A 12953-nucleotide genomic window follows, 5' to 3' on the forward strand; every position below is an offset into this window, starting at 1 on the left:
AGTTATTAGATAATTAAAAAAACTTTTTTTAGCCAAATAATTGCTCTAATCTTTGTTACGCTTTGCAATACTATTTTAACCTTGTTTAAAGCTAAATAAATTACTATACCCTTAAGCTGTCACTATCTTTAATTTCTCTATATTTACATATACTTTTTACTCTAAAACGAGTTTATTCCTCAATTTAGAGGAAATCGTTTACTAGTTGTTTATAGAATTACTTTCAGTATTTTATAACTAACTAATACACTGATCATATATATTAACTTTATAAGAATGCAATTTAAACACCCAGAATTTCTTTATGCTCTTTTTGCGCTTATCATTCCTATATTAGTTCACTTATTTCAGCTACGACGTTTTCAAAAAGTTGACTTTACCAATGTTCAATTTCTTAAATCTGTTACAATTCAGACTCGTAAGAGTTCACAGATCAAGAAATGGCTAACGCTTCTAGCCAGATTGCTAGCATTAACTGGAATTATTATTGCTTTTGCTCAACCATTTTTAGCTTCGGAAAAGGTTGTTGGAAAGAAGAATGAAACTGCCATTTACCTTGATAATTCTTTTAGTATGCAGGCTAAAGGATCAAAAGGTTCTTTACTTAAACGAGCTGTTCAAGACATTCTTAGTGAGCTCCCCGAAGATGAAACTGTATCTATTTTTACGAATACAGAGACTTTCACCAATGTTACAAAAAAAGATATTCAAAATGATTTGCTTCAATTAGAATATAGCTCAAATCAAATACCATATAATGCCGCGTTTCTTAAGGCGAAACAAACTTTAGGATTGACATCAGAAACGAATAAAAGAATTATTATGATTTCTGATTTTCAACAAAAAGAAGAGCCATTTTCTTTACCAACAGATGCAAGTTCACAGACAAATCTTGTACAGTTAAAACCTGTAACAAAACAAAATATCTCTATCGACAGTCTATTTTTACAGCGAAATACAGATAATGAGCTTTTTCTTAAAGTGCTTGTAAGTGATACAGATGCTAATGCTGACAATACATCAATTGCACTGTATAATGATGATAAGCTAATTGCAAAAACGGCCGTTTCAATTCCTAGAAATGGCAGTGCCACTACCGAATTTCGTTTAGATGAAGGTATAAAAATTAATGGTCGAGTTACTCTTGAAGACCCTGCTATTACATTTGATAATTCTAGGTTTTTTACGATTAATGCACCTGAAAAGATTAAGGTTGTAGCCATAAACGGTGAAAATGATAATTTTATAAAAAACATTTTTACAACCGATGAATTTGTTTTGGTTAGTAATGCAACAGAGTCTTTTAATTATAATGATATTAGCGATGCTAATCTTATTATAATTAATGAAGTAAAACAAATTCCGATATCATTAATCAATGCTATAAAACCTTTTGTTGAACAAGGGGGTACAGTATGTATTATCCCTTCTGAAGAAGGAGATTTAGTATCATATCAGCAATTTATAAATTCGTTTTCTGCTCAGAGCCTTTTAGCTCCTAAAGTTCAAGAGAAAAAAATTACAAAAATTAATTTTTCACACCCACTTTATAAAGGAGTTTTTGATAAAACTATAACAAATTTTCAATACCCAAAAGTAAATAGTTATTATCAAGCCAACGCTACAAATGTTGTATTGTCTTTTGAAGATAATAGTCCATTTTTATACAAGACCAATTCATTATACATTTTTACAGCTGCAATAAACACTAAGAACTCAAATTTTAAAAATTCTCCTTTAATTGTTCCTACGCTTTACAATATAGGGAAACAGAGTTTACAATTAAGTGATATCTCTTATACTATTGGTCGTTCAAACTCTTATGATGTGCCTATTTCTCTGGGACAGGATGGCATTATCTCGTTGATTTCAGATCAAGAAAACAGCATCCCGTTACAGCAAAGTTTTCCTACAAAGGTGCGTATTACAACAGAAGATATCCCCGCAAAATCCGGAATTTATTCTTTACAGGATAAGAATAAAATTATTCAATATGTTAGCTATAATTATGATAGTTCAGAGAGTGACTTACAATATTATTCGCTAAGCTCTAACGAGAACTATACTTTAAATAGCTCGGTAACAGAACTTTTTGATCAAATAAAAGAAGAGACTAGTATTAATGAACTTTGGAAATGGTTTGTTATTTTTGCGCTGATATTCCTGTTAATCGAAATATTATTATTAAAATTTCTAAAATGAACATCTTACTAAAGTCTACTACTGTAATTGATTCTACATCACCTTTCAATAATAAAACAGTAGATATTCTTATTGAAGATGGTATTATTACGGATATAGATTCTACTTTACAATCAATACCAAATATTACAGAAATAAACCTTGCAGACTTACATGTATCTCGAGGTTGGTTTGATAGCAGCGTTAGTTTCGGAGAACCTGGTTATGAAGAAAGAGAAACTATTTTACATGGTCTTGATGTTGCCGCTAAAAGTGGCTTTACAAGTATTGCATTAAACCCAAATACGTTACCCATCACAGATACTAGTGCATCTATTGGGTTTCTTACTGTAAAATCACAACAACATGCTGTAAATCTTTACCCGATTGGTGCGCTTACAGTAAAATCTGAAGGAAAAGATCTAGCAGAACTTTATGATATGCAACAAGCTGGTGCTGTTGCATTTGGTGATTACAAAAAGGCTATTGCAAATCCTAATTTATTAAAAATAGCACTACTTTATGCTCAAAATTTTAATGGACTAGTACAATCTTTCCCTCAAGATAATAGTATAGCAGGAAAAGGAATGGTTCATGAAGAAGAACAAAGTACACTATTAGGTCTTAAAGGTATACCATCTCTTGCAGAAGAATTACAAGTAACTAGAGACTTATTTCTATTAGAGTATACCGGAGGGAAATTACACATTCCGACTATTTCTACGGCCAAATCTGTAGCCTTAATTAAAGAAGCTAAAACAAAAGGATTAGCAGTTACTTGTAGTGTTACTACTCATCATCTTAAATTAACAGATAATGAGCTTGTAAAATTTGATGCTAACTACAAAGTGCAACCACCATTAAGAACGCAAAAAGATATCACTGCTTTACATAAGGGAATACAAGAAGGAACAATTGATATGGTAACGAGTGATCACCAACCTATTGATATTGAACATAAAAAAGTAGAATTCGATAGTGCCAGCTACGGAACAATAGGCTTAGAAAGCTCTTTTGGAGTACTTAACTCTATCTTTGATATTGAAACCTGCATAAATTTACTAACCAATGGTAAAGAAATTTTTGGAATTGAAGATATCACCATTGATAAAGGTAGTACTGCAAATTTGACTTTATTTTCACCAAAAAAAGAACTGATTTTCGATCAAAAGGACATCTTATCCACATCAAAAAATAGTGCTTTTTTGGGAAAATCTTTAAAAGGTCAATCATATGGTATTATTGCAAACAAAAAAATGATCCTTAAGTAATAGTACATATGCGCTATATACAAGTAAGAATTTAGATATTAACGCAAATACATCAATCATGCAATCTGACTACGCAAAACAAGGAAAAACAGCTGCTATAGTAGCCTACATTACTATTATTGGTACTATTATAGCTTATTTTATGAATCAGGATGATAAAAATTTATTCGCTAACTTTCATATTAGACAAGCACTTGGAGTAAACATATCTTTTTACATATTAGGTGCATTGGTTACCATTTTTGATTCTATCCTTATATCCTCTGCATTCTATATTTTTATTTTAGTGTTATGGGTTTATGGTCTTATAACAGCTATAAAAGAAGAACAAAAAGAAGTGCCTATACTAGGAAAGTATTTCCAGCAATGGTTTAATTTTATTAAATAAGTTAAATTACTCTATCTGTAACTTATTTATTTTTAGGTCCGCCGACATGGCCACATCAAGCATAAATGAATCCCTATCTGTTTGGATAAGATAACGTCGTAATCCATTGTCGTCTAACATAAAGTCAAATTCTATTGGTTTTCCGAATTCTTTGATTGCAGCACCTACGATTTCTTTTAGTTTTTCCTTGGTGAGTGTTTTTTGTAAATCGGCAGAAAACATATCAAAAATCTTGTCAGTTTGATCTATTTTCATTGATTCTACAATAGTTTTCATATTTTTTTCGAAATCTTCTTGTGTTTGAGAAAAACCAAAATGGACGAGAAATAAGAAAAATAAATAAGTAATTTTTTTCATAATTAGTGGCTTAAATATTGTTTATTTGTGTATTTAAAAGTTAAGAAATAAAATCCAAAATCTAGACTTATATTTAAGAAAAAACAATACATTTTTTCATATTTAAAAGTTTAAACAATTACAAGCTTTATCAATCTAGATTTTATCAAATTTGATTGATATAAAAAGAAAAAAAATGCAGACTAAAACACTATCTCTACACCATATCATTAAGGAACCAACAATCAAAAAAGAAAAAACTCCTGTATTATTTATGTTTCATGGTTATGGAAGCGATGAAAACGATCTTTTTTCTTTTGCTCCTGAACTTCCAGAAGAGCTTTTTATTATTTCAGTACGTGCACCATATCCGATGCAGCCATATGGTAATGCCTGGTATGCCATCTATTTTGATGATACCCAAGGTAAGTTTAGTGATGACAAACAAGCCATTGAATCTAGAGATAAAATAGCTGGTTTTATTGATGAAGCGGTACAGGCTTATCAATTAGATTCTCAAAATGTAACCCTGTTAGGATTTAGTCAAGGTACCATTCTTAGCTATTCTGTCGCTCTTTCTTATCCTGAAAAAATAAAAAATGTGATTGCATTAAGTGGATATTTAAATGAAGATATTTTAAAACAAGATTATGAAAAAAATGATTTCGCGAAGCTAAATATCTACTGCTCACACGGTAGTGTTGATCAAGTAATACCTGTTGACTGGGCAAGAAAAGCTCCAATACGCTTTGCTGAACTTGGAATAACTACTAATTTAAATGAATTTCCTGTTGGTCATGGTGTAGCTCCAAAAAATTTTTATCAATTTAAAGAATGGCTAAGCGCAAGAATTTAGTTTATGAACAATATTTAATATTTTTAATTTTGAACAACGAATTTTAATCTCAATTCTGCGAAGTATTAAATAGTCATTTTCTTTCTAATTTTCTTTTGTCAATTAATTCTCTGAGTCGAATGATTGGATATAGTCCATTCATATTATTTTCATCTAATTTGATGTAATTAATCCAATCTATCTCCATTTCTAGATCATATTCGCCAAGTAAATTTTTTAAAAGCTTTTTAACTGCATTTTTTCTTCCATGCTTTATCAAACCTTCTTCATAATTACGCACGTAGATATTTAAATCCAATTCTTTTGATTGATTCGAATATTTAAAAAAGACATCCTCATAACCTATTTGTATACTTATATACCCACCTTGTAGGGTATCTTTGTCAATCACCACTACGGCACGTTCTTTACTGGCATATCCCACTTTAATAGAATCGTTTAAGTTTCTCTGTTCAAATGCAGTAATCTTCCAATTTTTAAGCTTCGGAGATTTTCTAATAAGTTTTATTATTTTAGGAAAAGCAGGTTTATACCCATTTGCAGAAATTAACAATTCCTTAATTCCATTCGTGTCTACCGGTCGAAAAACAGGAATCAAATACGGATCTATTTGACTAAGTTTATCGGATAACCTTTTATAATTTTTATTTCTTTCATTATAGTCTTTATATCCTGAAATATTATCAACTCTTTTAAAAGTCTGACTATAATACACATCTTGATTCTTAACAAACCAATTCCAAAAACGATCTTCAGTAGTTTGCGCCCTTAATGATCCAAAAACAAATGGTAAAAAAAATAATCCCAGTATGCAGATTTTACTTTTCATAACAAATACAAATCCTACAGAAAAGATTTACATTCCTTATGTAAAGGATGTGTATTCACCATATTAATTACAGGCGGATAATCTCTCTTTTTTCTTTCTAACTTTCTTTGGTCAACTACCGTTCTTAAATGACCAATAGGATATCCCATAGCCTCATCCCCTTCTTTTAACGAAATACAATTAATAACACCTATTTCTATCGCGAAGTCATATTCACCCAATAAATCATCTAAAAGTCTTTTAATTCTATACTTATGTTCATCACCATTATAACTAGGTATAAATACATCTAAATTTAGCCGATTAGAAACTTCTGTATACGTAAATCGTATATCTTCAAAACCGAACACAATATCTAAGGGTCTACATTTAATATTTTTATTAACTAGCACAGCTTGATGTGTGGCCTGAGGATATCTAAATTTAATTAGTGATTCTATTGAGGTTCTTTGTATAAGAGCAGTAAACTTCCAATTGTTTAATGTTGGAGAATTATTTACCAATCTAGCAATTTTAGGAAAAAATTCCTCTACTCCTTGCGCTGATATAATCAACTCTTTAATTCCGTTTGTGTTTTTTACTTTTAAAACTCCCTTTATACTAGAACCAAATCGTTTAAGTCTATTAGATAACTCTTTATTCAGTTTTGTTTTCAAATCAGATCGTACTTCATCGCTATACAATTTTTCTTGGTTTTTTATAAACCAATTCCAAAACTGTTCCTCTTCGGTTTTCAAGGAAAATGAATTAAACCCAATAGAAATGAAGTCTGGTAAAATGGCAATAATTCTTTTCATAGATTAAAAATTTCACTTTCGAAATGACTAAATTTCAATTGCTACTAATTTAAAATTTAAGATAATGTACTTGTAGAACATTTTACTCATTTTATACCACTAATCGTTTTTTACAACCTAGCATATACTATTAATCTATTCTATTTTAGTATTTTACATTTTCACAAATCACCTTATCTTTCATGTATATATCAAAATTGTTTTTATACAACTTATTGTTATTTTCAGTATACCATAATTATTCAATTCTAGCGCAGGGATATGGTAAGAATACCTTTGGATATGACGTGGAACTGGTAAAAACATCAGAGAACAATAGTATCGTACTTACCAAAAACCAAGCACAAATATTAGTTAGCCCTAAGTATCAAGGGCGCGTACTAACTAGTACTTCAAAAGGCATAAAAGGAAGAAGTTATGGGTGGTTAAACGAAAATACTCTTAGATCTAATGCAATTACTACTGCTAAAAAATCATATGGCGGAGAGGATCGTTTTTGGTTAAATCCTTTAGGAAGTTCTTTTACATTATATTATGATCAAAAAGAAATTAAATCAAATAATTGGACTATCCCCAAACTCCTGGAAATCGAAGCTTTTGACTTAATTAACAAAACGGATACGACAGCAACATTTAATAAACAAGCAGTAATTAAAAATAATATAGGTACTTCGTTTATGATTAAAATAGAGCGTTATGTTTCATTATTTTCAAAATCAACAATTGAAGAACAATTAAAGATTAAAATCCCAAAATCCATTTCATATGTTGGTTTTGGTTCAAAAAATAGTATAACTAATATTGGTGAAAATTGGGATGCATCTAAAGGATTAATTGCACCTTGGGTATTAGGAATGTTTAAAGGAAATAAAAAATCTGTAGGTATTTTTCCGTATACTTCTGCTAATGATTCTACTGTAATTGTACAAAAATACTTAAGTGAATTTGGAAATGACAGAGTCTTTATTAACAATAAAGTCATTTACTTTAAAACAGATGGTTCTTATCGAAGTAAAATTGGAGTTAAATCTAAGAATGTAATTCCAATACTAGGAAATTTTGATGCAAAAAATAATGTATTAACCATAGTAACATTTTCTTTTAATCCTATTGGAAAATTTTTAAGTAGTACAGAAAAAAATTCCCCTATCCTTTTTGGTGGGGATGTAATCAACTCTTATAATAATGATGGAAATCAAGGAGTATCCACATTTTTTGAACTAGAAACTACTGCATCGGGAAAAGCATTAAAAACCGGAGAGCAGATAATCCATATCCACAATACGTATCATTTTGAAGGCCCAATACATAAACTAAATAGTATAAGCAAAAAATTACTGCATTGTGATTTAGAAGAGGCGTTACTTTTCTTAAAATAAATAATAGGCATAGCATCCTGCATCATTAAGATACAGAATGCTATTTATTAACAAATTAACAAGGGTAATTATTGGAGCATTCAAAATTTAACCGGCCGCACTATATTCTTTTAGCATGGGTTTCAGTTTTTCTTCAAATACTTTATCATAAAACTTCTTTATATCCGCTTTTGTTTTTCTTTTAGCCGCTATGCATAAATTTGCTGTATCAATTGGTACAATACTTAATAATCCCTTATCGCATTCATCACTTCCTATTTTAGAATTAAAAAATTTAATATATGGGTTAGTACTCTGAACAACCGAGAGCTGTTTTTTAACTTTTTCAACTTCAGTGATTCGAAAAGGCACTCCAATAACATCGTTTGCTACTTCATTCATATGAAACCTACTCAGTATTCTATTTTTAGCTTGTTTTATAGGTGCTGATTTTTCTAATACAGGACTTGGATACGAGTATTTCCAATACTTACACGTTGCAGAATACACAATTGGATTCATTGTTATTCCTACCATAAAAACGTCTTTAAATAAATTTTGAAATTTAGTTTTAAGCATTGTTTTCAAAATTATTTTTTTAGGAAAATGTGCTCTTCCTCTTTCTTCTTCTATAATACCTAAACCTAAACGCACATATATATCTTTTTTACGATTTGGGTTTTTACATAGCATAAAATAAGACATGCCAATATCCTGGCCATTTTTCTTCATAATATAAGCATCCATTTTCTCATACTTTGAAAATAATTTTCTGAAATCCGGTAGAGAAACCTGATCGCTTATTGAAGCGCTAAATAAATTGTACATTCTTTTTTCGAATAGAGAGTTTTCTTTAATCTCTTTCACTTTGTGATGTTCTACTTTTGTCATTTTTAAACTTTATTTTGGGTGCGCAGTTGTCAAAATTCCTACAACCACACTACTAATCTAATAGTTTACAATGACGAAACAAGGGTCCAACGTAATTAAAAACAGGAGTTAATCATATCTTAACATTTACATGACAAAGTTACGTTTTAACCTTATTTAAAATAAGGATTTGATTATATTTACCGTAATCTAAATACTGCATAAAATTAACCATAATTTCACACTACTCAAGACAAAGTAGAACCAAAAGCGAACGTACGCTTTTTTCCTACAAATAAAATGTTAATCTATTTTTAATTAGAAACAAAACAAACCTTTAGTTCAAGAATACAATGCCTATCGGTATATTAAAAAAATATTAATAAGATACTGTGCTAATGTAGAATGATTTAAGACCTGGTTCAAAACCCCATGTAGAATATTGTCGGAAAATAGCACTATAGTATACATTATCTAGCTTAAATCTTACATATATAAATTTACAATCCTCTTTCTCGCATTTTTCTATAAAATCCTTAATACCTAGACTTTTTATAATTGTAATAAAATCTTTTTTAGAAGTACCTCTACCACTATCTCCTTTTCTTAAAAACAAACCGAGGTTTTTCCAATTTTTTGGTAGTATTGAGGCTTTGGTAATATTATTTTCGTCAGAAAAATATAAAGTATTTACTCTTTGATCATCATCTAAGCTAAGAGTGTATCTTTCATTATCCATATCAACAGACATCGTTATACAGATATCGTTTTGATTGATCATTTTTTTTCTAAAACAATCTCCTTTATCCTTTATTTCTGAATAGGTAGTTTTTCCTAATTTTATTTGAAGAGGCAACTCGGTTAATGGATTTAGATTTTCTTGAGCGCATGCATTATTCAGCAATAAAAAACAACAGCAAAATAGTCTTAATATTATCTTTTTGAAGATCAAAATTCTCAAAATATCATCTGTATTTATCATTTAACCCAATACCTTCTAATATCATCGAAGTTATTTTTTTTAACCTTGTAGATCTCGTTGTTTCTCTTTTTGCATTACTTATATATTCGATGTACTCTTTTTGTTTAAATGGAGTCAATTCTTTGAAACTTTTTTCTAAATCCTTATTCGAAGTTAATAAGATATTTAATTCTAAAGGCATTGCAATTACTTTAGACTTTTCTGGTAGTATCTCTTTATTATCCTTTTGATTTTGGATAGCTTCTTTAACATACTTAAGTACTACATCGCGATGTATTTCGTCTTTAGCAATAAAACGCCATTGTCGCAATCCTTTTGTCTTTCCTTCTTGAGCATTGATCAACAATTTTTCTTTATCACTTAAAAACACACCTTGATAAAACCAAATGCCTACATAAGATTTAAAAGCTGCTAAGCCTACAACGTTCTTGCCATTAACAGTATACACAGGACTACCCCATTTAATAGTTTCTTTCATTTCTGTAGAAAGCATAATAGAACGTAATAATTCAAGAGCGTCCTTCCATTCAGTTTTTCTCTCAATATACTCTTCTACTGATTTATTTTTTTCCATGATTCATCTCCATATAAATTTAACCATTTACCATTATGTTAAATTTACAAAGAAATTTCTACCGTTTTAACTTCTGAAGATTTCCACGATATGATAGCTATCAAGATCTTACTATCTTTATTCCATTTAAACAAAGAATTCTCTCCAGCTATAAATAAAGCCTTTGGTTTACTTTGGATATTATGAATTTTTATTGCAATGCTGCGTTCAATAGGATTATAAGACGCTCCTTTTTCTGCAGACAGTTCAATAGTTAATTGATCTTTAGTTGACCTACTTGTAAAATTCAGTATTTCATACGCTCCTTTTTCGAAAGCATTAGGAGTCTTACCATCATCATCATACATTTTTCCTGTACTGTTTGTTATAGAAGCGTCATGATAGTAATGTAAAACTAGCTCTTTAGTCGTATACTGTTTGGTCGTTTGAATTGGTTTTATCATAGGTATAAAAGATCCACCTTTTACAAACACAGGAATATGGTCTTCTACTACTTCTACAGATCTAAAAACACCACCAGCATATTGTTTATCGGTATAAAAATCAAACCAATTACTACCCTTAGGAAAAGGCACATCCATAGATACTATATCTGATTGTACGACTGGAGTTACTAAAAAATTATCTCCCCATAAATACGAAAAACTAGTTTCTAAGAGTTCTTTATTTTCAGGTTCATCAAAAAATAATGGTCTCATTAAAGGAATTCCTGTTTGATTATTATCAAAGGCGATCGTATAATTATATGGTAGTAAACTATACCTTAACTCTATACTTTTTTTAGCCAATGCTTTAGTGTTTTTATCATGAAAAACAGGTTCGGGTGCAATATGTTCTTGGGCATGAGGTCTAAATATAGGTTGAAATACTCCATATTGTAACCAACGCGTATATAATAGCGGGTCAAAAACTTCTCCTCCAGCAAAACCACCAAGATCAGAATGCATATATCCCATACCTTGCATACCCATTTGCAATGCGATTTCTGTTTGCGGTTTTAGTCCTCCCCAACTTCTATTTACGTCTCCTGACCAAGGGATCATACCAAAACGTTGCGAACCGGAATATCCTGCTCTCATTAAAATAAAAGGCCTTTGTTCTGGAAAATCCTTTTGATACCCTTCTTGTACTAATCTCGCCCAATCATGACCATAAACATTATGAACTTCATTTGCTTTGCCGGTAGCATGCAGCAAATCTTTTGGATGCACCTCTGGCTCTCCTAAATCACCCCACCAACCGGCGACTCCAAAATCTTTGGTATATTTCTTATACACATTCCAAAACCATTCTTTCCCTTTAGGATCATAAATATCTATAATACCAGTATTTCCAAAATAAAAATCATACGTATAAGGATTACCAGTACTATCTTTCCCTAAAACTTTCTTTTCTACAGCTTCTTCCCATTTTTTAGAAGAACTTAGTACAAATGGTTCCGTAATTAATATTGTTTTTACTCCTTGTTCAGCAAAATCATGAATCATTTTTTTTGGTGTAGGGAACGAATCTTTAAGAAATTCAAGATTCCCCATATGTCCTTTGATATCTTTACCAAACCAGTAAATATCTAGTATCACTGCATCTAACGGAATACTATCCTGGGTAAATTTGGCAACTGTTTCTCTTGTCTCTTTCTCTGAATGATATCCAAACCTACTTGCAAAATTACCAAAAGCCCATAGTGGCGGCAATGGTTGTTTACCTGTAAGATCGGTGTATTGATCTATTAAATCTCTCCAATCATTACCTACAACTATTTGGTATGTTTTTCTTCCGCCAATAGTTTCATATTGTAAAACATTATCCCCTTTACTATCTATATCCAAATACCCTATAGGAGCATTATCAAAATGCACTGCATACATTTTGGATGATAACACCAATGGCATTGTAAAATTCATCAATTCAGATTGTGTTTCGTATCCATAATGTGCCTTGTTGTATAGTTGTAATCGTTTCCCCCTTCTATTCATTCCCACAACTCTTGATCCTGCTCCGTAAATTACTTCGGTGTCATCAAGCATAAAATCTAATACTTCTGTAGAATCTGTTTTTTGGTATCCTCTATTTTCTGAAATTAGTTTCTTTCCTTTATACGTATACGATATAACAAAAGGATTTCTTTTAACATGAATATCAATACCATTTGACTCTATAGTTAATATGCTATCATTTTCATGCACAATCACTTTAGTCTTCAATTGTTCTTTAACGACTGCATGAGACGTGGGGTTAAATGTCTCTCCTAACGGAATAAAAGACGTTTCTACAATCTTATCTGAGTAATATTTAATGAGATATCTCCCAGAATCTTTAAAAATTTCGATAGAGTTATCATTAACCTTATAACCTTGATATTCTCCCTCATATTTCTCTTTACAAGAAGAACATATGATCAGCGCTATTACTGTTAATAAAACACAACAGGTATTAATCTTCTTTCTCATAAAAGTAATCTATTTAATGTTTACTGAAAAGCAATCAAATATAAGAGAATCCCTATAAAAC

Annotated in this window: 12 protein-coding genes; 5 read left to right on the forward strand and 7 right to left on the reverse strand. The window is 30.4% G+C overall.

Annotated features, from left to right (window positions below):
• Window positions 1-276 precede the first annotated feature (276 nt).
• The 3 genes from AWE51_RS05620 to AWE51_RS05630 are packed head-to-tail and all read left to right on the forward strand — an operon-like array spanning window position 277 to window position 3840.
• Complete coding sequence (locus AWE51_RS05620; protein WP_066310657.1) at window positions 277-2202, forward strand: vWA domain-containing protein; 1926 nt, start codon at window positions 277-279, stop codon at window positions 2200-2202.
• Window positions 2199-3452, forward strand: coding sequence for a dihydroorotase (locus tag AWE51_RS05625; RefSeq protein WP_099098768.1), 1254 nt, complete (start codon window positions 2199-2201; stop codon window positions 3450-3452). Before AWE51_RS05620 ends, AWE51_RS05625 begins: the two co-directional genes overlap by 4 nt.
• Window positions 3453-3510: 58 nt before the next feature.
• Window positions 3511-3840, forward strand: a complete 330-nt coding sequence (locus AWE51_RS05630; RefSeq protein ID WP_066310662.1) for a DUF4870 domain-containing protein — start codon at window positions 3511-3513, stop codon at window positions 3838-3840.
• 6 nt (window positions 3841-3846) lie between these two features.
• Here AWE51_RS05630 and AWE51_RS05635 read toward each other — a convergent pair whose 3' ends face one another.
• A complete protein-coding gene (locus AWE51_RS05635) occupies window positions 3847-4197 on the reverse strand; it encodes a hypothetical protein (RefSeq protein ID WP_066310664.1) in 351 nt (116 codons plus the stop codon).
• Between the two features lie 175 nt (window positions 4198-4372).
• Between AWE51_RS05635 and AWE51_RS05640 the strand changes: the two genes are divergently transcribed.
• Window positions 4373-5032 carry an alpha/beta hydrolase gene (locus AWE51_RS05640; RefSeq protein ID WP_066310665.1) on the forward strand — a complete coding sequence of 220 codons (660 nt, stop codon included), beginning with the start codon at window positions 4373-4375 and terminating at the stop codon, window positions 5030-5032.
• Window positions 5033-5105: 73 nt separating this feature from the next.
• Here the strand turns inward: AWE51_RS05640 and AWE51_RS05645 are convergent, their stop codons facing one another.
• Both AWE51_RS05645 and AWE51_RS05650 read right to left on the reverse strand, forming a co-directional pair.
• Window positions 5106-5861, reverse strand: coding sequence for a hypothetical protein (locus AWE51_RS05645; RefSeq protein WP_066310668.1), 756 nt, complete (start codon window positions 5859-5861; stop codon window positions 5106-5108).
• Between the two features lie 14 nt (window positions 5862-5875).
• A complete protein-coding gene (locus AWE51_RS05650) occupies window positions 5876-6658 on the reverse strand; it encodes a hypothetical protein (RefSeq protein ID WP_066310670.1) in 783 nt (260 codons plus the stop codon).
• Window positions 6659-6840: 182 nt separating this feature from the next.
• Between AWE51_RS05650 and AWE51_RS05655 the strand changes: the two genes are divergently transcribed.
• Window positions 6841-8037, forward strand: a complete 1197-nt coding sequence (locus AWE51_RS05655; protein WP_066310673.1) for a DUF6786 family protein — start codon at window positions 6841-6843, stop codon at window positions 8035-8037.
• Between the two features lie 87 nt (window positions 8038-8124).
• On the opposite strand, the gene AWE51_RS05660 is transcribed toward AWE51_RS05655, so the two are convergent.
• From AWE51_RS05660 to AWE51_RS05675, 4 genes are all read right to left on the reverse strand, one after another.
• Window positions 8125-8907 carry a hypothetical protein gene (locus tag AWE51_RS05660; protein ID WP_066310675.1) on the reverse strand — a complete coding sequence of 261 codons (783 nt, stop codon included), beginning with the start codon at window positions 8905-8907 and terminating at the stop codon, window positions 8125-8127.
• Window positions 8908-9265: 358 nt separating this feature from the next.
• Window positions 9266-9742: a hypothetical protein gene (locus AWE51_RS05665; RefSeq protein ID WP_157766023.1), complete on the reverse strand. Its 477-nt coding sequence runs from the start codon at window positions 9740-9742 to the stop codon at window positions 9266-9268.
• Between the two features lie 109 nt (window positions 9743-9851).
• On the reverse strand, window positions 9852-10442 hold the full coding sequence (locus AWE51_RS05670; RefSeq protein ID WP_066310681.1) for a YdeI/OmpD-associated family protein: 591 nt from the start codon (window positions 10440-10442) through the stop codon (window positions 9852-9854).
• Window positions 10443-10486: 44 nt separating this feature from the next.
• The gene (locus AWE51_RS05675) at window positions 10487-12892 is read right to left on the reverse strand and encodes a glycoside hydrolase family 31 protein (protein WP_082832320.1); all 2406 of its coding nucleotides are present in this window, start codon (window positions 12890-12892) and stop codon (window positions 10487-10489) included.
• Window positions 12893-12953: the final 61 nt, after the last annotated feature.

Origin of the sequence: Aquimarina aggregata (assembly GCF_001632745.1) — a bacterium.
Lineage (GTDB): Bacteria > Bacteroidota > Bacteroidia > Flavobacteriales > Flavobacteriaceae > Aquimarina > Aquimarina aggregata.

Bases quoted from the DNA above. Each gene is read 5' to 3' on its own strand.
- AWE51_RS05675 (WP_082832320.1), bottom strand. From the start codon at position 12,892: ATGAGAAAGAAGATTAATACCTGTTGTGTTTTATTAACAGTAATAGCG.
- AWE51_RS05655 (WP_066310673.1), top strand. From the start codon at position 6,841: ATGTATATATCAAAATTGTTTTTATACAACTTATTGTTATTTTCAGTA.
- AWE51_RS05660 (WP_066310675.1), bottom strand. From the start codon at position 8,907: ATGACAAAAGTAGAACATCACAAAGTGAAAGAGATTAAAGAAAACTCT.
- AWE51_RS05670 (WP_066310681.1), bottom strand. From the start codon at position 10,442: ATGGAAAAAAATAAATCAGTAGAAGAGTATATTGAGAGAAAAACTGAA.
- AWE51_RS05630 (WP_066310662.1), top strand. From the start codon at position 3,511: ATGCAATCTGACTACGCAAAACAAGGAAAAACAGCTGCTATAGTAGCC.
- AWE51_RS05635 (WP_066310664.1), bottom strand. From the start codon at position 4,197: ATGAAAAAAATTACTTATTTATTTTTCTTATTTCTCGTCCATTTTGGT.
- AWE51_RS05645 (WP_066310668.1), bottom strand. From the start codon at position 5,861: ATGAAAAGTAAAATCTGCATACTGGGATTATTTTTTTTACCATTTGTT.
- AWE51_RS05625 (WP_099098768.1), top strand. From the start codon at position 2,199: ATGAACATCTTACTAAAGTCTACTACTGTAATTGATTCTACATCACCT.
- AWE51_RS05620 (WP_066310657.1), top strand. From the start codon at position 277: ATGCAATTTAAACACCCAGAATTTCTTTATGCTCTTTTTGCGCTTATC.
- AWE51_RS05640 (WP_066310665.1), top strand. From the start codon at position 4,373: ATGCAGACTAAAACACTATCTCTACACCATATCATTAAGGAACCAACA.
- AWE51_RS05650 (WP_066310670.1), bottom strand. From the start codon at position 6,658: ATGAAAAGAATTATTGCCATTTTACCAGACTTCATTTCTATTGGGTTT.